Genomic DNA, 22271 nt, shown 5'->3' on the forward strand with positions numbered 1-22271 from the left:
CCCCCGACCTCCACCGCACCTCCACCCCAGAGCTCCCTCCGGCGACGGATCACAGGCGGGTCGCGCACCACTAGCGTCGTCGCCATGCTGGAGATCAGGGAGCTGACCAGACGGTTCGGTGACAACACCGCCGTCGACCACGTGTCGTTCGAGGTGCCGGCCGGGCAGATGACCGGCTTCGTCGGCGGCAACGGCGCGGGCAAGACCACGACCATGCGGATGATCATGGGCGTGCTCGGCATCGACGAGGGCGAGGTGCTGTGGCACGGCCGGCCGATCACCCGGCTGGACCGCCGCCGCATCGGCTACATGCCCGAGGAACGCGGCCTCTATCCCAAGCAGCCGATCCTCGACCAGCTCGTCTACATCGCCCAGCTCAAGGGCATGGACCGCACCGCGGCCCGCGCCGAGGTGGCCGAGCTGCTGGAGCGGTTCGGGCTGGGCGAGCGGACCAAGGACCACCTGGAGAAGCTGTCGCTGGGCAACCAGCAGCGGGTGCAGATCATCGCCTCGGTGCTGCCCAGGCCGGCCGCGCTCGTGCTCGACGAGCCGTTCTCGGGCCTGGACCCCCTGGCGGTCGACTCGATGGTCGACCTGCTGCGCGAGTACACCCGCGACGGGGTGCCGGTCCTGTTCTCCAGCCACCAGCTCGACCTCGTCGAGCGACTGTGCGACCGCCTGGTCGTGCTGTCCCACGGACGCCGGGTCGCCGCCGGGACGGTCGCGGAGCTGCGCGACGCGGGGGTGCCGCGCTTCCGCCTCGTCCTCGGCGGCGACGCCGGTTGGGTCCGCGGCCTGCCGGGTCTGGAGGTGCTCGACATCGACGGCGCGACCGCGCTCGTCGAGGTCCACCAGGACGGCGCCGAGCAGCACCTCGTCGCCGAGGCGACCGGCCGCGGCCACGTCCACGAGTTCGTCCGGGTCCGCCCGGCCCTGAGCGAGATCTACCGGGAGGCCACCGCATGAGCACCCACGACGACACCCGAGACGACAACCGCGACGCACGAGGGTCGACCGGCGAGCCGCCCTGGCTGCTGGTCACCCGCCGCGAGGTCGTCTCGCGGATCACCGACAAGTCGTTCCTGCTCGGCACCGCGTTCATGGTCGTGCTGATCGCCGGCTACATCGGCTTCACCGCCTGGCAGGCCGAGCGCACCGACCAGGTCACCCTCGCCGCCACCCCGGACGCCGTCGCGATGGCGAGCGCCATCGCCGAGGGTGCTCCCGCGGTGGACGACCGGGTGGAGGTCACCCTCCTCGAGGTCGACGACGCCGACGCCGCCGAGGCGGTGCTCCGCGACGACGAGGCCGACGCGTGGCTGCATCCGGTCGACGGCGGCTGGCAGCTCACCTCGGAGTCCAGCGAGCAGGACGCGCTCACCGACGTCACGCGCGTGATCGTGGCCGAGCAGGTGCTGGCCGACAACGCCGCCAGCGCGGGCACCACTGTCGACGCGCTCCAGGCCGGCAGCACCGTGTCGACCGAGTTCCTGCGCGGTGACGCCGAGAAGGCGGGTGTCGCCGAGGCGGTCGGTTTCGTGTTCGTCTTCCTCTTCTACTTCGCCGCGCTGATCTTCGGCATGCAGCTCGCGTCGTCGGTGATCGAGGAGAAGCAGAGCCGCATCGTCGAGATCATCGCCGCCGCGATCCCGCTGCGCCACCTGCTCGCCGGCAAGGTGCTCGGCAACACGGCGCTGGCGATGATCCAGCTGCTCGTCTACCTCGCGGTCGGCCTGGTGGGGCTGTCGTTCACGCCCTACAAGTCCTACGTCCCGGCGCTGTCGGGCCCGACCGCGTGGTTCATCGCGTTCTTCTTCGCCGGCTTCGTGGCGCTCGCCTGCCTCTGGGCGGTCGCGGGGTCACTCGCGTCGCGCACGGAGGACCTGCAGTCCACCTCGACGCCACTGACGATGCTGATGCTGGTGATGTTCTTCGGCGGCGTCTCCCTCGACGGGCGGGGACAGGTGATCGCGTCGTTCGTGCCGCCCGTGTCGGCCGTCGTGATGCCCAAGCGGATCCTGGCCGGCGGGGTCGAGTGGTGGGAGCCGCTGCTGGCGCTGGGCCTGCTCGCCGCCTTCGCCGCGGTCACCGTCTGGATCGGCGAGCGCCTCTACCGCCGCGCCCTGCTGCAGACCGGCGGACGCGTCAGCCTCCGCCAGGCCTGGGCCACCGCCGAGTGAGCCGGGCGGGGACCTCAGAAGAGGTCGACCACCGACGAGGTCCCCGCCACCACGGCCCAGAACCGCAGGCCGCGCCCCAGCAGGCCGGTCACCATGAAGATCCAGAACGGCACGCGCAGGGTGCCGGCGAGCACCGCGGTGACCGCGTACGGCGGGATGCCGGTGCTCGCGGACACGAAGAGCAGCCCGGCCGTGAACCACGGACGGCCCTCCGCCCGCTCGTGCCACTTGTCGAGCGAGGCGCGGACCTTCGGCTTCTCGAGGTGCTTGTGCACCCAGGGGGCCCGGTCGAGGTGCATGCCGCCCCAGTACCAGAGGATCTTGCCGAGCATCTGCCCGATCGTGGCCGCGAGAAGCAGCCCCCAGGCGCTGCCGGGGGACCGGCTCACCGCGACCACGAGGATCGCCTCGATGTTGATGAGCGGCACCAGGGCGGACGCCATCGAGGCGCCAAGGACGCTCCAGAACAGCATCAGCGAGTCGCCCCGGGCACCGGCAGGCCGATCCGGGTCAGCCGGTGCAGGGACACGCACTTGAGCACCAGCAGCGCGGTGGCGATGGCCAGCCCGACCCACATCCAGCCGGTGACCAGCAGCAGCACGGCGAACAGCGCGCTGTTGACGGCCTTGGCGGGCTTGGACCAGTTCCACAGCCAGATCCACCGGTCGACGACGAAGAAGTAGTTGGGACTGCGGATCGGCCAGGCCAGGAACGCGATCGACAGGAAGCAGTCGATCACCATGAACTCGGCCAGGTAGACGAAGATCGCCGGCGACAGGTCGGGCTGCAGCCACGCGAGCCCGATGTAGAACGCCGCGGCGTTGAAGCGGTCGCACATGATGTCGAGCACCGCGCCGATGCGGGTCTCGCAGTCGCGGACCCGGGCGTAGAAGCCGTCGAGCATGTCGCCCACCCAATAGACGACCAACGCGACGACCAGCAGCGTCAGGCTCTGCTGGTGGGCGGCCATGGCCGCGAGGACGACGGAGGCCACGGTGCGCACGCCGGTGATGACCGTGGCGCCGGTGAGCAGCCGCTCGTCCCGTACGCCGTAGGCGCCCTCGGGGTCGACCAGCGGCGCTGCCACGCCGTCCGCCCCGCTGCCCACGTGCGAGATGCTATCGGCTCACGTCCACAGGTCGGGCCACGCGTGCCCCAGCTCGAGCACGAGGTCGCGCAGGAGGGGCAGGCTGACGCCCACCACGTTGTGGTGGTCACCCTCGATCCCGCGGACGAACGCGCCCCCGATCCCGTCGATGGTGAACGCGCCGGCCACGTGCAGCGGCTCGCCGGTCGCGACGTAGGCGTCGACCTCCGCGTCGCCGACGTCCGCGAAGTGCACGAGGGTCGAACCGGTCGCCGCGACCGCCCGCCCGGTCGTCACGTCGCGCAGGCTGTGGCCGCTGTGCAGCACCGCGGTGCGCCCGCGCATCGAGCGCCAGCGCTCCCGTGCCTCGGCGGCGTCGCGGGGCTTGCCGAGCGCCTCGCCGTGTCCGGGCGTGCCCGGCGGCACCTGCAGCTCGAGCACCGAGTCGCACCCGAGGACGAGCGCGCCGGGAGGCAGGTCGTCACGCGCGGCCACGACGGCGCACTTGAGCTCGGCGAGCCGGAGCGCGAGCTCGGCCGGCGCCAGCCCGGTCAGCTGCGTCTCGTCGACCCCGCTCACGACGACCGTCGGCTCGATCCCGGCGGCGCGCAGCGTCGCCAGGCGGGCGGGCGAGGCGGAGGCGAGGACGAGGGGGACCCGGGCGGTCACAGCCGACCCAGCGCCGCGCGGAGCGGGTCGAGGCCGAGCGAACCCAGGTCGAGCGCCGCCCGGTGGAAGGCCCGGAGGTCGAACGCGTCGCCCTGGCGCCGGCGCACCTCGGCGCGGGCGTCGAGCCAGATCCGCTCGCCCACCTTGTAGGACGGCGCCTGGCCGGGGAGGCCGAGATAGCGCTTGACCTCGAACTGGATGACCTCGTCGTCCATCCGGCAGTGCAGCCGCATGAACTCCAGGCCAAGCTGCGGCGTCCAGGTCTCGCCCGGGTGGAACGGCGTGCCACCGGGCCCGAGCCGGTTGTCCTCGGGGATCGTCAGCTCGAGGTGCATGCCGATGTCGACGATGACGCGCGCGGCGCGCATCGACTGCCCGTCGAGCATCCCGAGCAGGTCGGCCGGGTCGTCGAGGAAGCCGAGCTCCTCCATCAGCCGCTCGGCGTACAGCGCCCAGCCCTCGCCGTGCCCGCTGCACCAGCACATGAGGCGCTGCCAGCGGTTGAGGGTGTCGCTGCGGTAGGCGGTCTGGGCGACCTGGAGGTGGTGCCCGGGGACGCCCTCGTGGAAGACGGTGGTGACCTCCCGCCAGGGGTGGAAGTCCTCGATGCCGTCGGGCACCGACCACCACATGCGGCCGGGGCGCTCGAAGTCCTCCGAGGGGCCGGTGTAGTAGATGCCGCCGTCGTTGGTGGGGGCCAGCATGCACTCGATGCGCCGGATCGGGGGCGGGATGTCGAAGTGCACGTCGGCCATCTCGGCGATCGTGCGGTCGGCGAGGTCCTGCATCCAGTCGCGGAACGCCTCGCGGCCGTGGACGACGCGGTCCGGGTCGCCGTCGAGGTGGGCCACCGCGGCGTCGACGTCGGCGCCGGGCAGGATCCGCTCGGCGGTGGCGTCCATCAGGTCGGAGAGCCGCTGGAGCTCGCTCCAGCCCCAGGCGTAGGTCTCGTCGAGGTCGACCTCGGCGCCGAGGAAGTAGCGGCTGGCCAGCGCGTAGACCTCGCGGCCCACGCCCTGCCGCTCGCGACCCTGGGGCTCGAGCTCGTCGGTCAGGAAGAGCCCGAACGCCGCGGTGGCGGCGCTCGCGGCACCGGCGAGCGCACGCAGGTGGGTCGCGTCGCCGCCGTCGAGGCGCTCGACGAGGTTGAGGTAGAAGTCGCCCGCCTCGCCGGTCTGCCCGGTCCAGCGCCGCACCTGCTCGGCCACCTCGGCGTACTGCCGGGCCGCGACGACGTGACCGCGGCGCGCCTCGTCGGAGAGCGTCACCCGCAGGCCCTCCAGGGCGGCCGGCACGCCGGCGAGGCGCGAGGCGATCGCCGCGACGGCCTCCTCGCCCTCGGTCGGCATCAGGTCGAACACCCCGCGGATCTCGTGCAGGGGGCTCCACAGGACCGACATGCGCGAGCGGTTGACGCCCGCCTCCTCCAGCTCGATCTCCAGCCGGGTGCGCTCGAGGAACGAGTCGCGCGCCGCGGCCTCGCGGTCGTCGACCGGGGTCGCCGCCTCGACCGCGGCGACGGCCCGGCGAGCCAGCTCGAGGCGGGCGTCGAAGCCCGCGGGGGAGTAGTCGGTCAGCTCGTGCTCGTGCCCGGCCACCCCGATCGAGGTGGCGGTCAGCGGGTCGAGGGCGCAGTAGTCCTCGACGTAGGCGTTGCAGAGGGCGTCGACGGTGCGTGGGCTCACGGCGCGACCCTAGCCGGGCCGTGGCCCGGGGGTCAGCCGGGCAGCCCGCTCGAGCGCCAGGACCCGGGGCCGTGGCGGTGCACACCGCGTACGCCCCGGGCGGGGTCGGTCCACGACGGCCGGGGCCGCGCCGGGGCCGCGCCGGCGCCGGGGCCCAGCGTTGACAGCACGGCCACCAGGGCGGCGACCTCCTCGGGCGTCGCGTCGGGGTTGACGATCCGCAGCAGCGGCGTCCGTGCGGCGGGGTCGGGCTGGCTCCCGGCGGCCATCAGGTCTCCCATCAGGTCTCCCATCAGAGGGGGATGTTCCCGTGCTTCTTGGCCGGGAGGGCCTCCCGCTTGGACCGGAGCAGCCGCAGCGACCGGATGATCTCGACCCGGGTCTCGTGCGGCGCGATGACGGCGTCGATGTAGCCGCGCTCTGCCGCGATGTAGGGGTTGGCGAGCGTGGTCTCGTACTCGTCGACCAGCTCGGCGCGGCGGGCCTCGACGTCGCCGCCCTCGTCGGCGACGGCCTGGAGGGTCTTGCGGTGCAGGATGTTGGCCGCGCCCTGGGCGCCCATGACGGCGATCTGGGCGGTGGGCCAGGCGACGTTGATGTCGGCGCCGAGGTGCTTGGAGCCCATCACGTCGTAGGCGCCGCCGTAGGCCTTGCGGGTGATGACGGTGATCAGCGGGACGGTGGCCTCGGCGTAGGCGTAGATCAGCTTGGCGCCGCGGCGGATGATGCCGTTCCACTCCTGGTCGGTGCCGGGCAGGAAGCCGGGCACGTCGACGAAGGTGAGCACCGGGAGGTTGAACGCGTCGCAGAACCGGACGAACCGGGCGGCCTTCTCGGAGGCGTCGATGTCGAGGGTGCCGGCGAACTGCATCGGCTGGTTGGCCACGACGCCCACGGTGTGGCCCTCGACGCGGCCGAAGCCGACGAGGATGTTGGGCGCGAACAGCTCCTGGACCTCGAGGAACTCCTCGTCGTCGAGCACGGCGGTGATCACGTCGTGCATGTCGTAGGGCTGGTTGGGCGAGTCGGGGATGATCGTGTCCAGCGCCCGGTCGAGGTCGGTGACCTCCATCTGGGGCGCCTCGCCCGACTCGGGGTCGTGCACCGGAGCGGGGTCGAGGTTGTTCTGCGGGAGGTAGGACAGCATCGCCTTGACGTACTCGATGGCGTCCTCCTCGTCGGAGGCCATGTAGTGGGCGTTGCCCGACTTGGTGTTGTGGGTCCGGGCGCCGCCGAGGTCCTCCATCGAGACGTCCTCGCCGGTGACGGTCTTGATGACGTCGGGGCCGGTGATGAACATCGCCGAGGTCTGGTCGACCATGACGGTGAAGTCGGTGACGGCCGGGGAGTAGACGTGCCCGCCGGCGCAGTTGCCCATGATCAGGCTGATCTGGGGGATGACGCCGGAGGCGTGCACGTTGCGGCGGAAGATCTCGCCGTAGAGGCCGAGGGAGACCACGCCCTCCTGGATCCGGGCGCCGGCGCCCTCGTTGATCCCGATGATGGGGCAGCCGGTCTTGATCGCGAGGTCCATCACCTTGGTGATCTTCTCGCCGTAGACCTCGCCCAGCGACCCACCGAAGACGGTGAAGTCCTGGCTGAACACGCAGACCATCCGGCCGTTGACCTCGCCGTAGCCGGTCACCACGCCGTCGCCGTAGGGCCGGGTCTTCTCCAGCCCGAACGCGGTCGAGCGGTGCCGGGCGAGCTCGTCGAGCTCGACGAAGGTGCCCTCGTCGAAGAGCATCTCGATGCGCTCGCGGGCGGTCCGGCGGCCCTTGGCGTGCTGCTTCTCGATCGCCTTGGCCGAGCCGGCGTGCACCGCCTCGTCGAGGCGCCGCTCGAGGTCGGCGAGCTTGCCCGCGGTCGTGTGGACGTCGATCTCCGACTGCGGGGGGACGTCGGTGCCTTCACCCGGCTGTGCGCTCACGCGGTGGCCTCCTGTGCTGGGGTCGTGTCTGCTGCGAGACGGTGCGAGACGGTCTGGGGACCGGTGCTGCGCGCTCCGCCCGTGGGGCAATCTAGACCCCATGACGCCCGAGCCCGCACCGCGCCCACCCCTCGACCTCGACCGGCTGGTGGCCCCGGCGGGGTGGCGCGTCGAGGTCGTCGAGGCGGTCCCGTCGACCAACGCCGCCGTCGCCGACCGGGCCCGCGCGGGCGAGGAGCCGGGCCTGGTGCTGGTCACCGAGCACCAGACCGCCGGACGCGGTCGCCTCGACCGCGTGTGGGAGACGCCGGCGCGCGCCTCGCTGACGTTCTCGGTGCTGCTGCGCCCCGACCTCCCGCCGTCCTCGTGGTCCTGGCTGCCGCTCCTCACCGGGTACGCCGTGCAGGCCGCGCTCGCCGACCGGCTGCCCGACATCGCCCTGAAGTGGCCCAACGACGTGCTCGTCGACGGTGCCTCGGGCAGCGGACGCAAGGTGTGCGGCATCCTCGTCGAGCGCGTGGAGACCGCCCACGGCCCGGTGGCGGTGGTCGGGGTCGGCATCAACGTCGACCAGACCCTCGACGAGCTGCCGGTCGCGCTGGCGACCTCGATCAGCCTCGAGACGGGCGAGCCGGTCGAGCGCACCGGCCTGCTCAGCCAGGTGCTCGGCTCGCTGCACGGCCTGCAGGGGCTGCTCGAAGACGTCGACTCGCTGCGCGCGGCGTACGCCGACGTGTGCGTGACGCTCGGCAGGACGGTCGACGTGCACCTGCCCGGCGGCGACGTACGTCGTGGCGAGGCGCTCGACATCGACGCGAGCGGCGCGCTCGTGGTCGGCACCGACGACGGGACGTTCGTCGTGGCCGCGGGCGACGTGGTGCACGTGCGTCCCGCCTAGTGACATGATCGGCGCGTGCCGTTCCCGAGCAAGCTCCTCAACCCCGGTGAGCGCGTCGTCGTCTCCACCCGCACCCACGTCAAGGCGCTGATCCTCCCCGGCCTCGCCGTGCTGCTCGCGCTGGCGGCCGCCGTCTTCCTCGACCGGCTCATCGACCCGCGGGTCGCGAGCCTGGTGGTGTGGGCGCTGTTCGCCGCGGTGGTGGTGTGGTTCGTCGTCGGGCCGCTGCTGCGCTGGCTGACCACCACCTACACCTTCACCGACCGCCGCTTCATCACGCGCACCGGGTTCATCGCCACCTCCGGTCGCACGATCCCGCTCAACCGCATCAGCGGTGTCGACTTCGAGATCGGTGTGATCGACCGCCTCTTCGGCTGCGGCACGCTGGTCGTCACCGACGCGAGCACCGACGGCAGCGCCCGGCTCCACGACATCCCCGAGGTGGAGAAGGTGCAGCTGCAGGTCTCCGACGAGCTCCACCGCCTCTCGGGTGGCGACCGCCGCGACGATGGCGCCTGAGCGCAGGCGTCGAGGCGGCCGGCCCGACCCTGACACCGGCCCCGACCCGGTCCACGCCCCCGGCCCCGACCCCGGCCCCGACCCCGGCCCCGACCCGGGGCCTGCCGGCGAGCAGCTCGACCAGGCGATCCTGCGCAGCGACCCGGCGTTCAACGCCGTCGAGGTCGCCGAGCACACCGGCGTGACGGTCGAGCAGGCGCGGCGGCTGTGGCGCGCGCTCGGCTTCCCCGAGTTCACGGGGGAGAAGGCCTACACGGCCGCCGACATCGAGGCGGTGTCGACCCTCATGGGCTTCGTCGACTCCGGCGCGGTCGACTTCGACGTGGCCGTCAACCTCACCCGCGGCGTCGGCCAGACGATGGCGCGCCTCGCCGACTGGGAGGTCTCCACGCTCGTCAGCCGGGTCGAGGAGATGGAGGCCGGCGACGAGGCCACCGGCTCGCGCGTCGGCTCGGCGATGCGGCTCATCGACGAGGTCAACCCGCCGTTCGAGCGGCTCCTGGTCTACGCGTGGCGTCGCCACCTGGCCGCCGCGGTCGGCCGGATCGAGGCGATGGGCGCCAAGGACGAGGACCTGCACACCATCGAGGTGAGCGTCGGGTTCGCCGACCTGGTCGCCTTCACCGCGCTGTCCAACACCCTCGACCGCGACGAGCTCGGCGACCTCGTCGAGGTCTTCGAGAGCCGGTGCCAGGACGTCGTCGCCCGCTTCGGCGGCCGGATCATCAAGAGCCTCGGCGACTCCGTCCTCTTCGTCACCAACACCGCCGAGGAGGCGGTCGGGGTGGCGGAGGGGATCATCAACGTGATCGGGCGCGACCCGAAGATGCCCGACGTCCGCCTCGGCCTGGCCAGCGGCCCCGTGGTCCAGCGGCTGGGCGACATCTTCGGACCCCCGGTCAACATGGCGGCCCGGCTCACCCAGGTCGCCCGCCGCAACCGGCTCATCGTGGACCAGAGCACCGCCGACCGGCTGCCCCACGAGGAGTGGGAGCACCGCCGGCTGCCGGCCCGTCCGGTGCGCGGCTTCGGCCTCGTCGAGCCGGTCGCCGTACGCCGCCGCTGACGCGTCGCGTGGACCAGACCACTCGCCCGATTCCACCCATAAGGGTCACGCCGGCGCGCGGTCATCCCTACGTTTCTGGCCGTGTTGGCTGTGCAGGACGTGCGACTCGACCCCCTCTCGCGACGCGTGTGGCGTGGTGATCGCGAGATCAGGCTCTCGCGCAAGGAGTTCCAGCTCCTGCACGCCCTGATGGCGCGACCGGGCGACATCGTCACCCGCGGCGAGCTGATGGCCGAGGTGTGGCAGACGACGTTCTACACCAGCTCCAAGACCATCGACGTGCACCTGGGCTGGCTGCGCCGCAAGCTCGGCGACGACCCGCGCAGTCCCACGCTGATCACGACCCACCGCGGCCGCGGCCTGCGCTTCGAGCCGGCCTCCAGCGCCGTGGCCGGCTGATCGTCAGCCGCTCGCCACGACGAGGCAGCACGCCGTGAGCACCACGCACGCAGGGGTCATCGTCAGCCGCTCGGGCCGGCTGCGCGAGATCGCGTTGAGCACGATGCCGATCGCGAAGTAGCCGACCAGCGCCCACGCCACCACCTCGGCCGCCGTGCCCGAGCGCCCCCACGCGCCGGCCCGCACGAGCAGCGCGCCCACCGCGGCGGCGTAGAGCGGGACCGACAGCGCGCTCCCGACGCGCAGGCCGCTCGGGAGCACCTCATGCCGCCCGCCCCAGACGAGTCGGCCGCAGGGCCGTCCGGCCGCCGCCAGCACCTGGACGGCGCCGATCCCCGCCAGCACGAGGGTGGCGAGGAGGACCGCGACCAGGTCGGGCGTGCTCATCGTCGGCCGGTGCCGGCCAGGTGGCGCTCGGCGTTGGCGGCGACGCGGTCGAGCGCGGCGATGAGCCCCGCGACGTCGACCCCGTCCTCCAACCCGTCGTCGTGCCGCGCGAGCGACTCCCACGCCGCCGTGAGCAGCGCGCGTCCGGCCGGGGTGAGGGCGACGGAGTTGGCCCGGCGGTCGCCCGGGTCCGCGACGACGACGACCAGCCCGTCCCGCGTCAGCGACGCCAGCCGCTGGGTCACGGCGGACCGCGAGACGTCGAGCGCGGCCGCGAGGGCGCTCTGGCGCGCCGGCTCGAGGGCGTCGATGCTCGCCAGGGCGGCCAGCTCGGACACCCCGATGCCGTGGGCAGGACGGAGGTGGGCGTCGGCCACGCGGTCGACGAGGGCGGTGGCCCGGTGGAGCGCGAGGGCGAAGCGTCGGGAGAGGGGCTCGGGATCGGTCATTGTGAAGCACTTAACAACCTGGCGCGTCTCGGCGTCAAGCCCCGGCCCGCGCGGCGTGCGCGGCTTCTATAGGCTCCGGACGTGTCCTCGACCGGCTCGCACCGCGCTCCCACGCTCGCCGTCGTCGGGGGTGGCCAGCTGGCGCGGATGATGGCCCAGCCCGCGATCGCGCTCGGGCTCCCGCTGCGCCTGCTCGCGGAGGCCGAGGGGGTCTCGGCCGCCCAGGTCATCCCCGACCACCTCGTCGGCGACCACACCGACCTCCCCACCCTGCGCCGGGTGACCGCCGGGGCGGCGGTCGTCACCTTCGACCACGAGCACGTCCCGACCTCCCACCTGCGCGCGCTCGCCGCCGACGGCGTCGCCGTCCGCCCCGGCCCCGACGCCCTCGTGCACGCCCAGGACAAGGCGGTGATGCGCCGCCGCCTCGGCGAGCTCGACGTGCCCTGCCCCCGCAACGCCGTGGTCGTCTCCACCGACGACGTGGCCGCCTTCGGCCTGCCGTGCGTGCTCAAGACCACCCGGGGCGGCTACGACGGCAAGGGGGTGTGGGTGGTGCGCGAGCTCGACGAGGCGCAGGTCGCCTTCGACGCCGCCGCCGCTGCGGGCGTGGAGGTGCTGGCCGAGGAGCTCGTCGACTTCCGGCGCGAGCTCTCGGCGCTGGTGGCGCGCTCGCCCAGCGGCCAGGCCGCGGCCTACCCCGTCGTCGCCTCGACCCAGCTCGACGGCATCTGCCACGAGGTCGTCGCCCCCGCCCCCGACCTCGCGCCCGCGCTGGCCGGGCAGGCGCAGGAGATCGCGTTGCGGGTCGCCGGCGCGCTCGACGTCACGGGCATCCTCGCCGTGGAGCTCTTCGAGACGACCGACGGCCGGATCCTGGTCAACGAGCTGGCGATGCGCCCGCACAACACCGGCCACTGGACCCAGGACGGCGCCGTGACCTCGCAGTTCGAGAACCACCTGCGCGCCGTCATGGACCTCCCGCTCGGCTCGCCCGCGCCCCGCGAGCGCTGGACCGTGATGGTCAACATCCTCGGCGGACCCACCGACTCCGGCCACCTCTACGACGGCCTCCCGCACGCGATGGCACGCGACCCGCGCCTGCGGGTGCACCTCTACGGCAAGGACCTGCGCCCCGGGCGCAAGGTCGGGCACGTCAACGCCTACGGCGACGACCTCGAGGACTGCCTCGAGCGGGCCCGCCACGCGGCCGCGTGGTTCCGCGGCGACCTGGGCAACGAGAGCGAGTGAGGGCGAGCAGATGAGCGAGCAGACGAGCGGTACGCAGCAGGCCGGCGCCAGGGTCGGCATCGTGATGGGCTCCGACTCCGACTGGCCGGTCATGCAGGCCGCCGGCGAGGTGCTCACCGAGCTAGGGGTGGCCTGGGAGGCCGACGTCCTCTCCGCGCACCGGATGCCCACCGAGATGATCGCCTGGGGCCGCGAGGCGCACACCCGCGGGCTGTCGGTCGTGATCGCCGGCGCCGGGGGCGCCGCCCACCTGCCCGGCATGCTGGCCTCGGTCACGCCGCTGCCCGTCGTCGGGGTGCCGGTGCCGCTGGCGTACCTCGACGGGATGGACTCGCTGCTCTCCATCGTGCAGATGCCCGGCGGGATCCCGGTCGCCACCGTCGCCATCGGCAACGCCAAGAACGCCGGCATCCTCGCCGCGCGCATCCTCGGCACGAGCGACCCCGCCCTCCAGCAGCGCCTCGTCGACTACCAGGCCGGGCTCGCCGAGACCGCGCACGCCAAGGGCGAGGTCGTCCGCCGCGCCGCGGGCGGCGACACCCCACGGGTCGGCTTCTAGCCCGGCTCCTCCGCCCCGGGTCAGGTCGACTTCTGGTCGTCGATCCGGCCGCGCAGCGCCTTCGTCCGGCCTCGCTGCTTCTTGGCCTTCAGCCGGCGCTCCTTGGCCCCGCGGGTGGGACGCGTGGGCCGCCGCGACGGCGGTGGCGGGGCGAGCGCCTGGCGCAGCAGGTCGGCGAGGCGCTCGCGGGCAGCCACCCGGTTGCGGTGCTGGGAGCGGTGCTCGGAGGCCGCGATGCTGACCCGTCCCGACGGCCAGCGCCGCAGCGCCCGCGCCCGCTGCGCGTCGGTGAGGGCCTGGGAGGTGGTGACGTCGAAGTCGAGCTCGACGCGCGAGTCGCTGGTGTTGACCGACTGGCCGCCCGGTCCCGGCGAGCGCGAGAACCGCTCGACCAGCTCGGCCGCCGGCACGACCAGCCCGTCGGGCAGGCCGGGTCCGGCCGGGACGTGGAGGTCGCGCATCCCCCCATTGTGGGATGAAACCCCCTCCCGCTTGACGGCGGCCGGGTGAGCGGCGAGCGTCTCGGCCATGGGGGAGCAGCGGGTCGGCGTGGTCGGCGGGGGCATCCTCGGCGTCGCCATCGCGCGCGAGGTGGTGCGCCGCCGCCCGGGCACCGAGGTGGTGGTGCTGGAGAAGGAGGACCGGCTGGCCGCCCACCAGACCGGGCACAACTCCGGTGTCGTCCACGCCGGCATCTACTACCGCCCGGGGAGCCTCAAGGCCGAGCTGTGCGCGCGTGGGCGCGGGCTGCTCCGCGACTTCTGCCTCGAGCGCGCCATCGCCTACGACGCGTGCGGCAAGCTCGTGGTCGCGGTAGCCGCCGACGAGCTGGGCCGCCTCGACGCCCTCGAGCAGTCCGCCCGCGCCAACGGCGTCCCCGGCCTCCGGCGGCTCGCGGCCGAGCAGATCGCCGAGGTCGAGCCCCACGCCCGCGGGCTGGCGGCGCTCCACTCGCCCGAGACCGCCATCACCGACTACCCGGCGATCACCGCGGCCCTCGCCGACGACGTCTTCGCGGCCGGTGGTGGCGTACGCCTCGGCGCGCGCGTGGTCGGCATCCGGCGCGACGGCGACGCGGTGCTCGTCCAGGTCGACGGTGACCCGACGCCGCTGCGGTTCGACCACGTCGTGGTGGCCGCCGGCCTGCAGGCCGACCGGGTGTCGGCGCTCGTGGACGGCGAGCGCGGCCCGGCGATCCTGCCGTTCCGCGGGGAGTACCTCGGGGTCAGCGCCGCCAAGCGAGACCTGGTGCGCGGCATGGTCTACCCGGTGCCCGACCCGCGCTACCCGTTCCTCGGCGTGCACTTCACCAGGAGGGTCGACGGGTCGTTGGAGGTCGGCCCCAACGCGGTGCTGGCGACCCGGCGGGAGGGGTACCGCCGCCGCGACGTCTCGCCCGCCGACCTCCGCGACACCCTCGCGTGGCCGGGGTTCTGGCGGATGGCGCGGGCCCACTGGCGCACCGGCGTCGACGAGGTGGTCGGCTCCGCGTCCCGGCGCGCGTTCATGCGCTCGGCCTCGCGCTACGTGCCCGACATCGGGGTCGCCGACGTGCGGCGCGCCGGCAGCGGCGTCCGCGCCCAGGCGGTCGACCGCGACGGCAGCCTGGTCGACGACTTCCGCATCACCCGCGCCGACGGCGTCACGTGCGTGCGCAACGCGCCCTCGCCCGGGGCCACCTCCAGCCTGGCCATCGCCGCCCACGTGGTGGACGAGGTGTGGCAGCACCGCGCGTGAGATGCGCGTCCCGCGGGTGCGGTGATGTCTAGGGTCGGGGCATGACCACACGTTGGGGCATCGCCGCCACGGGCGGCATGGCCGCCGCCTTCGCCTCCGACCTCGCCCTGACCCCGGACGCCGAGATCGCGTTCGTGGGCAGCCGCTCGCCCGCGTCGGCGGCCGACTTCGCCGCCCGCTTCGCCGCCGACGGCGCCGGTGCCGGCAGCTATCGCGACCTGCTCGAGGCGGGTCGGCGCGGCGACGTCGACGTCGTCTACCTCGCCACCCCGCACCCCCAGCACCGCGACCTCGCGATGGCCGCGATCGAGGCCCGCACGCCGGTGCTGGTCGAGAAGGCGTTCACCGCCACGCTCGCCGGGGCGGAGGAGGTCGTCGCCGCCGCCCGCGCCGCCGGGGTGTTCTGCATGGAGGCCATGTGGACCCGCTTCCAGCCGGCCGTGGCCCACGTGCGCGACCTCGTCGCGGCCGGCGACATCGGCGAGGTGCTGCTGGTGCAGGCCGACTTCGGCGCTCAGCGCGACTACGACCCGGGAAGCCGGCTGTTCGACCTCGCGCTCGGCGGCGGCTCGATCCTCGACCTCGGCGTCTACCCGGTCTCCCTGGCCCAGCACCTCCTCGGCCGCCCGGACCGGGTCACCGCCACTGGCACCACCTACCCCGACGGCGCCGACCGCTCCGCGGCGATCCAGTTGTCCTACGACGACGGCCGCGCCGCGTCGCTGACCTGCACGCTCGCGAGCCAGACGCCCGGCCGGGCGCTCCTGGTGGGCACCGGGGGGACCGTCGAGATCGTCCCGCCGTTCTACCACCCCAGCACGGTCGTCGTACGCCGCAACGGCGCCGAGCCCGAGGAGGTGGAGCGCCTGCCCAGCGGCCGCGGCTACGTCCACCAGGCCGAGGAGGTGCAGCGCTGCCTGGCGGCCGGGCTGACCGAGAGTCCGCTGATGCCGCTGCAGGACACCCTCGACGTGATGTGGGTGCTGGAGGAGGCGCTGGCCCAGCTCGGCATCACGATGGCGGAGGCCACGGTCGAGGTCTGAGCCCGGCTCAGGACTCGGACCCGGTGCGCTCGGGGTGCGGTGAGTGCCTAGGGTGCGGTGGTGACCCGTGAGGACTCCCGACTGCACTCGATCTACGACCTCGTCGTCCAGCGCAACCCCGGCGAGGACGAGTTCCACCAGGCGGTGCGGGAGGTGCTCGACAGCCTCGGGCCCGTCGTGGCCCGCCACCCGGAGTACGCCGACGCGCGCGTGATCGAGCGGATCTGCGAGCCCGAGCGGCAGATCATCTTCCGGGTGCCGTGGGTCGACGACTCCGGCCGGGTGGAGATCCACCGCGGCTTCCGGGTGGAGTTCAACTCCGCCCTCGGCCCCTACAAGGGCGGCCTGCGGTTCCACCCCAGCGTCTACCTGGGCATCGTGAAGTTCCTGGGCTTCGAGCAGGTCTTCAAGAACGCGCTCACCGGCATGCCGATCGGCGGCGCCAAGGGCGGCGCCGACTTCGACCCCAAGGGTCGCTCCGACGGCGAGGTGATGCGCTTCTGCCAGTCGTTCATGACCGAGCTCTACCGCCACATCGGGGAGTACACCGACGTGCCGGCCGGCGACATCGGCGTGGGCGGGCGCGAGATCGGCTACCTCTTCGGGCAGTACAAGCGGATCACCAACCGCTACGAGTCGGGCGTGCTGACGGGCAAGGGCACCGGGTGGGGCGGGTCGGCGGTCCGCAAGGAGGCCACCGGCTACGGCACCGCCTTCTTCGTGCGCGAGATGCTGCGCCAGCGCGGCGAGTCCCTCGACGGCAGGCGGGTCGTCGTCTCGGGCTCGGGCAACGTGGCCATCTACGCGATCGAGAAGGTCCACGAGATGGGCGGCACCGTGGTGGCGTGCTCCGACTCCGCGGGCTACGTCGTCGACGAGGCCGGCATCGACCTCGAGCTGCTCAAGCAGCTCAAGGAGGTCGAGCGGGCGCGGATCAGCGAGTACGCCGAGCGGCGCCCGGGGGCGTCCTACGTGGCCGGCGGGTCGATCTGGGACGTGCCGTGCCACGTCGCGCTGCCGTGCGCGACCGAGAACGAGCTCGACGACGCCGCCGCCCGGACGCTGGTCAGGCAGGGCTGCGTCGTGGTGGCGGAGGGCGCCAACATGCCCACCACGCCCGCCGGTGTGGCGACCTTCGTGGACGCGGGCGTGCTGTTCGCGCCCGGCAAGGCGGCCAACGCGGGCGGGGTCGCGACCAGCGCGCTGGAGATGCAGCAGAACGCCTCGCGGGACTCGTGGACCCACGACCACGCGGAGACGAGGCTGGCCGAGATCATGGCGGGCATCCACGAGCGGTGCGCCGCGGCCGCCGACGACTACGGTCGGCCCGGCGACTACGTGCTGGGCGCCAACATCGCCGGCTTCGTCCGGGTCGCCGACGCGATGCTCGCGATGGGCGTCGTCTGAGACGCCGCCCGCGCGGGGCTCAGCGGCGGTGCCGACGCCACTCGATGGCCGGGCAGGTGTCCATCACCATCGGCACGCCGGCCGCGGTCGTGCGGGCGAAGGCGTCGTGGTCGACGACCCCGAGCTGGAACCACACGCCGCCGGCGCCCACCGCGACGGCCTGGTCGGCGAACTCGCCGGCCGCCTCGGAGCGACGGAACACGTCGACGACGTCGATCGCGTCGGGCACGTCGGCGAGGGTGGCGTAGCCCTGCTCGCCCAGCACGGCCGGCGCGCCCGGGTCGGCGAACACCGGGTGCACGGGGATGATCCGCTTGCCGCGCTCCTGCAGCAGCGCCGCGATCGAGTAGGCCGTACGGCCGGGGTCGCCGGAGAGGCCGACGACGGCCCAGATGTGCGCGTCGTCGAGCATCCGGTCGATCACCGCGGGGTCCTGCCACTCGCTGCCCATGGCGCCACGGTAGCCGCACGGCCCCCACCCCGGGGAGCGCGTAGGAGCGCCCCCCGGTTACCAGGAGGTAGCGAAAGTGGCGGGGGTGTTGGGGCCCCGGTGGCGGATGTGGTGGGATGACCCACGTCACATCACACCCACGAGGGGAACTCACATGCTCCACACCGCATCCCGGCGCCTCGGCGCCGTCGCTGCTGCCGGCGCGCTGACCGCCGGCGCCCTGGTCGCCCTGGCGGCGCCGACCGCGACCGCGGCCACCGCCTCGACCACCTACACCTGCACCTTCCCGGCGCTCGGCGCCCGCGACATCCCCGTCGCGATCACGGCCAACCTCCCCGCCGCGGCCAACGCCGGCCTGGACGCCCCGTCCATCCCGGTGCTGCTCAGCGTCACGCTCCCGGGCGACGTCGTCGACGCCGCCAAGGGCCTCTTCCAGGCCACCAGCATCGGCGGCTTCTCCAACGACATGGTCGCCACCCTCGACGAGCTGTCCTCCGACGCCTCGGCGGAGCTGCCCCTGGAGAACGTGCGCTTCCCGCAGACGGCCCTCCCGGAGACGGCCAACACGCCGGTCAAGCTCGACACGCCCAACCCGCTCGCCACCCCGGGCGCCGTCCCGGCCGGCACGGTGCCGGTCAACCTGCCGGGCAAGGGCACCTACGACATCGTGGTGCCGTCGGCGTTCACGTTCACCGCCACCAAGCAGGGCGACGTGACGATGCTCGCGGACGTGCCGTGCGTCTTCAAGGCGGGCTCCCCGTCGAGCCTCGGCTCGATCGTCCTCGCCGCCAACGAGTCGACCACCGAGGCCACCCCGACCAAGAAGGTCACCAAGCTGGGCAAGAAGACCACGCTCAAGGTGGTCGTGGACGCGGCCAACGAGGTGCCGACCGGCAAGGTCAAGGTCATGCTCGGCAAGAAGACCCTCGGCAAGGGCGTGCTCAACGGCAAGGGCAAGGCGAAGGTCACGCTGAAGAAGGCGCTGCCGGCCGGCAAGACCAAGGTCAACGTGCTCTACCTCGGTGACGACTACACCAAGAAGTCGAAGGACAAGAAGGTCGTGATCCGGGTCCGCTGACCCGCTCCCCGCCTGTCCCGCCCGGTCGGTGCCTCGGCACCGGCCGGGCGTTCGTCGTTCCTGCCGTGCGCACGGGCGGGGAGTGGGGATGACCACACCGTCAGGCGTCTCGTGGAGATGCATGGACGTCCTACAATTCGCGCATGAGCGAGTTCCCCCTCTACGCCCTCTCCGAGGAGCACCGGGCCATCCGCGAGGCCGTGCGCGCCGTCGCCGAGGCCAAGATCGCGCCCTTCGCGGCCGCCGTGGACGAGGAGGCCCGCTACCCGCACGAGGCGGCCGAGGCGCTGCTCGCCTCCGACTTCCACGCCCCCCACGTGCCCGAGGCCTACGGCGGTGCCGGCGCCGACGCGCTCGCCACGGTGCTGGTCATCGAGGAGGTCGCCCGCGCGTGCGTGTCGTCCTCGCTGATCCCCGCCGTCAACAAGCTCGGCTCGCTGCCCGTGCAGATCGCCGGCTCCGAGGAGCTCAAGCAGCACTACCTCGGCGCGCTCGCCCGCGGCGAGGGCGGCTTCTCCTACTGCCTCTCCGAGCCCGACGCCGGCTCCGACGCCGGCGGCATGAAGACCCGCGCGGTGCGCGACGGCGACGAGTGGGTGCTCGACGGCGTGAAGCGCTGGATCACCAACGCGGGCGAGTCGGAGTTCTACACGGTCATGGCCGTCACCGACCCCGAGAAGAAGACCCGCGGCGGCATCTCGGCGTTCGTGGTGGAGAAGTCCGACGAGGGCGTGTCCTTCGGTGCACCGGAGAAGAAGCTCGGCATCAAGGGCAGCCCGACCCGCGAGGTCTACCTCGACAAGGTCCGCATCCCCGCCTCGCGGATGATCGGCGAGGAGGGCACCGGCTTCACGACCGCGATGAAGACCCTCGACCACACCCGCGTCACCATCGCGGCCCAGGCGGTCGGCGTCGCGCAGGGCGCTCTCGACTACGCGCTCGACTACGCCAAGGAGCGCCAGCAGTTCGGCAGGTCGATCGCCGACTTCCAGGGCCTGCAGTTCCTGCTCGCCGACATGGGCATGAAGGTCGAGGCGGCCCGGCAGATGACCTACGCCGCCGCCGGCCGCTCCGAGCGCGGCGACGACGACCTCACCTTCTTCGGCGCCGCCGCCAAGTGCTTCGCCTCCGACGTCGCGATGGAGGTCACGGTCAACGCCGTGCAGGTGCTCGGCGGCTACGGCTACACCCGCGACTACCCGGTCGAGCGGATGATGCGCGACGCCAAGATCACCCAGATCTACGAGGGCACCAACCAGGTGCAGCGGATCGTGATGGCACGCCAGCTCCTCGCCGGGGTCCAGTCCGAGCTCTGAGCTGCGGCTCCTCCGGGCCTCGAGGGGCTGGCTGGGGCCCCTAGCCCGAGTGGCCGAGGTCGGCGCTGACGGCATCCGCGGTGCCGAGCAACGACTCGAGGTACTCGGCCTGCGGGTCGTGCAGGACCGTGGAGGAGACGTTCACGGCGGCCACGACGTGCCCCGAGCGGTCACGCACCGGGGCGGCGATCGAGCGGAGTCCCGGTGCGAGCTCCTGGTCGTTGGCGGCCCACCCCTGCTCGGCGGCCGCGTCCAGCAAGCGTCGCAGCGCGCCCTCGTCGGTGGGCGTGTGCTGGGTGACGGCGGTGAGCTCGGCGCCGGCGAACCAGTCGTCGAGCTCGCGGGCACTGAGGCCGGCGAGCAGCACGCGTCCCATGGACGTCGCGTGGGCGGGGAAGCGGGTGCCGACGGTGATGGCGACGTTCATGATGCTGCGAGACGCGACCCGGGCGACGTAGACGACGTCGGTGCCGTCGAGCACGCCGAGCGACGTGGACTCGCCGACCTGCGCGGAGAGGGCCTCCAGGTGTGGGCGTGCGATCTCGGGGAGCTGGAGCCCCGACAGGTACGCCGTGCCGAGCCGCAGCACGCGGGGCGTGAGGGCGAAGTGCTTGCCGTCGTACCGGACGAACCCGAGCTCGACGAGGGTGAGCAGGAACCGGCGTGCGGCGGCACGGCTCAGTCCGGTCACGTCGGCCACCTCGCTGAGCGTCATCGCGGGCCGGTCGGCGTCGAACGCCCGGATGACGTCCAGTCCGCGTGCCAGCGACTGGACGAACTCGCCGCCGGCGCTGGGTCGGTCCCTCACGGACGACTCCACGAGCTCGGGGCGTCGTCGTGGATGGTGGCGCGGCTCATCGGGTGGTCTCGACGTTCTCGAGGACGACGGCCAGTCCTTGGCCGACGCCGATGCAGATCGCCGCGACGCCCCAGCGCTCGCCGCGTTCGCGCAGCACGTGGGCGAGGGTGCCGAGGACGCGGCCGCCGGACGCGCCGAGGGGGTGCCCGAGGGCGATCGCGCCGCCCCTGGTGTTCACGATGTCGGGGTCGACCTTCCATGCGTCCATGCAGGCGAGGGACTGGACGGCGAACGCTTCGTTGAGCTCGACGGCGCCGACGTCGGCCCAGCCGATGCCGGCACGCGCGAGTGCGGCGTCGGCGGCCTCGACGGGGGCGAACCCGAACATGCGGGGGTCGAGTGCGGATGCCCCGCGGCCGGCGATCCGCGCCAGGGGAGCGGCCCCGATCCGGTCGGCGGCGGTCTCGGAGCCGAGGACGAGCGCGGAGGCTCCGTCGCTGAGCGGTGAGGCGTTGCCGGCGGTGATGGTGCCGTCGGGTCGGAAGGAGGGCTTGAGCCCGGCGAGCGTCTCGGCGGTGGTGCCGGGCCGGATGGTCTCGTCGCGGGTCAGGTCGACGCCGTCGACGGGGACGACCAGGGCGTCGTAGAAGCCGTCGTTCCAGGCGGCGTCGGCCAGGGTGTGGGAGCGTGCCGCGAACTCGTCCTGCCGTTCGCGCGAGATGGCGAACCTCTCCTGCAGCAGCTCGTTGCACTCGCCCAGGGACGCCGTCCACGCGCTCGGCATCGCGGGGTTGACGAGCCGCCAACCGAGCGTGGTGGAGACGGCGGTGACGTCGCCGGCCGGGAACGGTCGGGTGGACTTGGGCAGCACCCAGGGCGCCCGCGTCATGGACTCCACCCCGCCCGCGACGACCACGTCCGCGTCGCCGGACTCGATGGTGCGCGAGGCCATCATGGCGGCGTCCAGGCTGGAGCCGCACAGCCTGTTGACCGTGGTGCCGGGTACGGACGTGGGCAGGCCCGCGAGCAGGACGGCCATCCGGGCGACGTCGCGGTTGTCCTCGCCGGCGCCGTTGGCCAGGCCCCAGACCACGTCACCGATCTCAGCGGAGTCCAGGGCGGGCACCTTGTCGAGCACGGCGCGCAGGGCGCGCGCCGCGAGGTCGTCGGGACGCGAGCCGGCGAGGGCTCCTCCGAACCTGCCGAAGGGAGTGCGTGCGGCGGCGTAGATGTGGGCGGTCATGGTCTACCTCGATGTTCGCAGTGCGTACAAGCGTTCGGGATACGTACAGGCTACGGGCCCGGGCGGCACGGGGACAGACGCCGGGGGCTGTCGCGGAGACCCGTGCCATCCGGCACTT

Annotated in this window: 25 protein-coding genes; 13 read left to right on the top strand and 12 right to left on the bottom strand. The window is 73.2% G+C overall.

Features of this window, described 5'->3' with window-relative positions; all coding sequences use genetic code 11:
• The first annotated feature begins 84 nt into the window (after positions 1-84).
• Both AC54T2_RS09435 and AC54T2_RS09440 read left to right on the top strand, forming a co-directional pair.
• Positions 85-966 carry an ABC transporter ATP-binding protein gene (locus AC54T2_RS09435; RefSeq protein WP_186341395.1) on the top strand — a complete coding sequence of 294 codons (882 nt, stop codon included), beginning with the start codon at positions 85-87 and terminating at the stop codon, positions 964-966.
• Positions 963-2180 carry an ABC transporter permease gene (locus AC54T2_RS09440; protein WP_496666040.1) on the top strand — a complete coding sequence of 406 codons (1218 nt, stop codon included), beginning with the start codon at positions 963-965 and terminating at the stop codon, positions 2178-2180. The genes AC54T2_RS09435 and AC54T2_RS09440 overlap by 4 nt, the downstream gene beginning before the upstream one ends.
• A gap of 14 nt (positions 2181-2194) precedes the next feature.
• On the opposite strand, the gene AC54T2_RS09445 is transcribed toward AC54T2_RS09440, so the two are convergent.
• The 6 genes from AC54T2_RS09445 to AC54T2_RS09470 are packed head-to-tail and all read right to left on the bottom strand — an operon-like array spanning position 2195 to position 7551.
• On the bottom strand, positions 2195-2653 hold the full coding sequence (locus AC54T2_RS09445; RefSeq protein ID WP_186341397.1) for a YqaA family protein: 459 nt from the start codon (positions 2651-2653) through the stop codon (positions 2195-2197).
• Complete coding sequence (locus tag AC54T2_RS09450; RefSeq protein WP_489975969.1) at positions 2653-3288, bottom strand: CDP-alcohol phosphatidyltransferase family protein; 636 nt, start codon at positions 3286-3288, stop codon at positions 2653-2655. Before AC54T2_RS09450 ends, AC54T2_RS09445 begins: the two co-directional genes overlap by 1 nt.
• Positions 3289-3306: 18 nt before the next feature.
• Entirely contained in the window at positions 3307-3936 is a 630-nt protein-coding gene (locus AC54T2_RS09455) for a Maf family protein (RefSeq protein ID WP_186341398.1), read from the bottom strand.
• Complete coding sequence (locus AC54T2_RS09460; protein ID WP_496666041.1) at positions 3933-5621, bottom strand: DUF885 domain-containing protein; 1689 nt, start codon at positions 5619-5621, stop codon at positions 3933-3935. The genes AC54T2_RS09455 and AC54T2_RS09460 overlap by 4 nt, the downstream gene beginning before the upstream one ends.
• 32 nt (positions 5622-5653) lie before the next feature.
• Positions 5654-5914 (bottom strand): acyl-CoA carboxylase epsilon subunit, encoded by a 261-nt coding sequence (locus tag AC54T2_RS09465; protein WP_489975972.1) that lies wholly within the window; start codon positions 5912-5914, stop codon positions 5654-5656.
• Positions 5914-7551, bottom strand: a complete 1638-nt coding sequence (locus tag AC54T2_RS09470; protein WP_489975973.1) for a carboxyl transferase domain-containing protein — start codon at positions 7549-7551, stop codon at positions 5914-5916. The genes AC54T2_RS09465 and AC54T2_RS09470 overlap by 1 nt, the downstream gene beginning before the upstream one ends.
• Positions 7552-7651: 100 nt before the next feature.
• Here AC54T2_RS09470 and AC54T2_RS09475 point away from each other — a divergent pair, with 100 nt between their 5' ends.
• The 4 genes from AC54T2_RS09475 to AC54T2_RS09490 all read left to right on the top strand — a co-directional run bounded on the left by AC54T2_RS09475 (position 7652) and on the right by AC54T2_RS09490 (position 10433).
• The gene (locus AC54T2_RS09475; protein ID WP_496666042.1) at positions 7652-8449 is read left to right on the top strand and encodes a biotin--[acetyl-CoA-carboxylase] ligase; all 798 of its coding nucleotides are present in this window, start codon (positions 7652-7654) and stop codon (positions 8447-8449) included.
• 15 nt (positions 8450-8464) lie between these two features.
• Positions 8465-8968: a PH domain-containing protein gene (locus tag AC54T2_RS09480; protein WP_496666043.1), complete on the top strand. Its 504-nt coding sequence runs from the start codon at positions 8465-8467 to the stop codon at positions 8966-8968.
• Positions 8958-10034 carry an adenylate/guanylate cyclase domain-containing protein gene (locus AC54T2_RS09485; protein WP_489975974.1) on the top strand — a complete coding sequence of 359 codons (1077 nt, stop codon included), beginning with the start codon at positions 8958-8960 and terminating at the stop codon, positions 10032-10034. Before AC54T2_RS09480 ends, AC54T2_RS09485 begins: the two co-directional genes overlap by 11 nt.
• Before the next feature lie 81 nt (positions 10035-10115).
• Entirely contained in the window at positions 10116-10433 is a 318-nt protein-coding gene (locus AC54T2_RS09490) for a winged helix-turn-helix domain-containing protein (protein ID WP_489975975.1), read from the top strand.
• Between the two features lie 3 nt (positions 10434-10436).
• On the opposite strand, the gene AC54T2_RS09495 is transcribed toward AC54T2_RS09490, so the two are convergent.
• Positions 10437-10820, bottom strand: coding sequence for a hypothetical protein (locus tag AC54T2_RS09495; RefSeq protein ID WP_496666044.1), 384 nt, complete (start codon positions 10818-10820; stop codon positions 10437-10439).
• Positions 10817-11269, bottom strand: coding sequence for a MarR family winged helix-turn-helix transcriptional regulator (locus AC54T2_RS09500; protein ID WP_496666045.1), 453 nt, complete (start codon positions 11267-11269; stop codon positions 10817-10819). Before AC54T2_RS09500 ends, AC54T2_RS09495 begins: the two co-directional genes overlap by 4 nt.
• Positions 11270-11350: 81 nt before the next feature.
• On the opposite strand from AC54T2_RS09500, the gene AC54T2_RS09505 reads away from it, so the two are divergent.
• On the top strand, positions 11351-12520 hold the full coding sequence (locus AC54T2_RS09505; RefSeq protein WP_186341407.1) for a 5-(carboxyamino)imidazole ribonucleotide synthase: 1170 nt from the start codon (positions 11351-11353) through the stop codon (positions 12518-12520).
• A 10-nt stretch (positions 12521-12530) separates the two neighbouring features.
• Positions 12531-13079: a 5-(carboxyamino)imidazole ribonucleotide mutase gene (purE, locus tag AC54T2_RS09510; protein WP_186341408.1), complete on the top strand. Its 549-nt coding sequence runs from the start codon at positions 12531-12533 to the stop codon at positions 13077-13079.
• Between the two features lie 20 nt (positions 13080-13099).
• On the opposite strand, the gene arfB is transcribed toward purE, so the two are convergent.
• A complete protein-coding gene (gene arfB / locus AC54T2_RS09515; protein WP_496666046.1) occupies positions 13100-13540 on the bottom strand; it encodes an alternative ribosome rescue aminoacyl-tRNA hydrolase ArfB in 441 nt (146 codons plus the stop codon).
• Positions 13541-13607: 67 nt separating this feature from the next.
• On the opposite strand from arfB, the gene lhgO reads away from it, so the two are divergent.
• From lhgO to gdhA, 3 genes are all read left to right on the top strand, one after another.
• Positions 13608-14816, top strand: a complete 1209-nt coding sequence (gene lhgO / locus AC54T2_RS09520) for an L-2-hydroxyglutarate oxidase (protein ID WP_496666047.1) — start codon at positions 13608-13610, stop codon at positions 14814-14816.
• A gap of 41 nt (positions 14817-14857) precedes the next feature.
• Complete coding sequence (locus tag AC54T2_RS09525; RefSeq protein ID WP_186341411.1) at positions 14858-15859, top strand: Gfo/Idh/MocA family protein; 1002 nt, start codon at positions 14858-14860, stop codon at positions 15857-15859.
• A gap of 81 nt (positions 15860-15940) precedes the next feature.
• On the top strand, positions 15941-17266 hold the full coding sequence (gene gdhA / locus AC54T2_RS09530; protein WP_222129666.1) for an NADP-specific glutamate dehydrogenase: 1326 nt from the start codon (positions 15941-15943) through the stop codon (positions 17264-17266).
• Positions 17267-17285: 19 nt separating this feature from the next.
• Here the strand turns inward: gdhA and AC54T2_RS09535 are convergent, their stop codons facing one another.
• Entirely contained in the window at positions 17286-17717 is a 432-nt protein-coding gene (locus AC54T2_RS09535; RefSeq protein ID WP_186341413.1) for a CoA-binding protein, read from the bottom strand.
• A gap of 154 nt (positions 17718-17871) precedes the next feature.
• Here AC54T2_RS09535 and AC54T2_RS09540 point away from each other — a divergent pair, with 154 nt between their 5' ends.
• Together AC54T2_RS09540 and AC54T2_RS09545 are read left to right on the top strand one after the other, a co-directional pair.
• Positions 17872-18795 carry a DUF6801 domain-containing protein gene (locus tag AC54T2_RS09540; protein WP_186341414.1) on the top strand — a complete coding sequence of 308 codons (924 nt, stop codon included), beginning with the start codon at positions 17872-17874 and terminating at the stop codon, positions 18793-18795.
• Positions 18796-18938: 143 nt separating this feature from the next.
• Positions 18939-20111, top strand: a complete 1173-nt coding sequence (locus tag AC54T2_RS09545; protein ID WP_496666048.1) for an acyl-CoA dehydrogenase family protein — start codon at positions 18939-18941, stop codon at positions 20109-20111.
• A gap of 40 nt (positions 20112-20151) precedes the next feature.
• On the opposite strand, the gene AC54T2_RS09550 is transcribed toward AC54T2_RS09545, so the two are convergent.
• Together AC54T2_RS09550 and AC54T2_RS09555 are read right to left on the bottom strand one after the other, a co-directional pair.
• Entirely contained in the window at positions 20152-20919 is a 768-nt protein-coding gene (locus tag AC54T2_RS09550; RefSeq protein WP_206054522.1) for an IclR family transcriptional regulator domain-containing protein, read from the bottom strand.
• 46 nt (positions 20920-20965) lie between these two features.
• Complete coding sequence (locus AC54T2_RS09555; RefSeq protein ID WP_186341417.1) at positions 20966-22153, bottom strand: thiolase family protein; 1188 nt, start codon at positions 22151-22153, stop codon at positions 20966-20968.
• Positions 22154-22271: the final 118 nt, after the last annotated feature.

It is taken from the genome of Nocardioides sp. Z35_8 (genome assembly GCF_059621125.1).

What these genes read in the sequence shown, in the direction of transcription:
- AC54T2_RS09465 (WP_489975972.1), bottom strand. Translation starts at nt 5,914, where the DNA reads ATGGGAGACCTGATGGGAGACCTGATGGCCGCCGGGAGCCAGCCCGAC.
- AC54T2_RS09555 (WP_186341417.1), bottom strand. Translation starts at nt 22,153, where the DNA reads ATGACCGCCCACATCTACGCCGCCGCACGCACTCCCTTCGGCAGGTTC.
- AC54T2_RS09540 (WP_186341414.1), top strand. Translation starts at nt 17,872, where the DNA reads ATGCTCCACACCGCATCCCGGCGCCTCGGCGCCGTCGCTGCTGCCGGC.
- AC54T2_RS09485 (WP_489975974.1), top strand. Translation starts at nt 8,958, where the DNA reads ATGGCGCCTGAGCGCAGGCGTCGAGGCGGCCGGCCCGACCCTGACACC.
- AC54T2_RS09495 (WP_496666044.1), bottom strand. Translation starts at nt 10,820, where the DNA reads ATGAGCACGCCCGACCTGGTCGCGGTCCTCCTCGCCACCCTCGTGCTG.
- AC54T2_RS09445 (WP_186341397.1), bottom strand. Translation starts at nt 2,653, where the DNA reads ATGCTGTTCTGGAGCGTCCTTGGCGCCTCGATGGCGTCCGCCCTGGTG.
- AC54T2_RS09535 (WP_186341413.1), bottom strand. Translation starts at nt 17,717, where the DNA reads ATGGGCAGCGAGTGGCAGGACCCCGCGGTGATCGACCGGATGCTCGAC.
- AC54T2_RS09545 (WP_496666048.1), top strand. Translation starts at nt 18,939, where the DNA reads ATGAGCGAGTTCCCCCTCTACGCCCTCTCCGAGGAGCACCGGGCCATC.
- AC54T2_RS09440 (WP_496666040.1), top strand. Translation starts at nt 963, where the DNA reads ATGAGCACCCACGACGACACCCGAGACGACAACCGCGACGCACGAGGG.
- AC54T2_RS09435 (WP_186341395.1), top strand. Translation starts at nt 85, where the DNA reads ATGCTGGAGATCAGGGAGCTGACCAGACGGTTCGGTGACAACACCGCC.
- AC54T2_RS09525 (WP_186341411.1), top strand. Translation starts at nt 14,858, where the DNA reads ATGACCACACGTTGGGGCATCGCCGCCACGGGCGGCATGGCCGCCGCC.
- purE (WP_186341408.1), top strand. Translation starts at nt 12,531, where the DNA reads ATGAGCGAGCAGACGAGCGGTACGCAGCAGGCCGGCGCCAGGGTCGGC.
- arfB (WP_496666046.1), bottom strand. Translation starts at nt 13,540, where the DNA reads ATGCGCGACCTCCACGTCCCGGCCGGACCCGGCCTGCCCGACGGGCTG.
- AC54T2_RS09500 (WP_496666045.1), bottom strand. Translation starts at nt 11,269, where the DNA reads ATGACCGATCCCGAGCCCCTCTCCCGACGCTTCGCCCTCGCGCTCCAC.
- AC54T2_RS09475 (WP_496666042.1), top strand. Translation starts at nt 7,652, where the DNA reads ATGACGCCCGAGCCCGCACCGCGCCCACCCCTCGACCTCGACCGGCTG.
- lhgO (WP_496666047.1), top strand. Translation starts at nt 13,608, where the DNA reads ATGGGGGAGCAGCGGGTCGGCGTGGTCGGCGGGGGCATCCTCGGCGTC.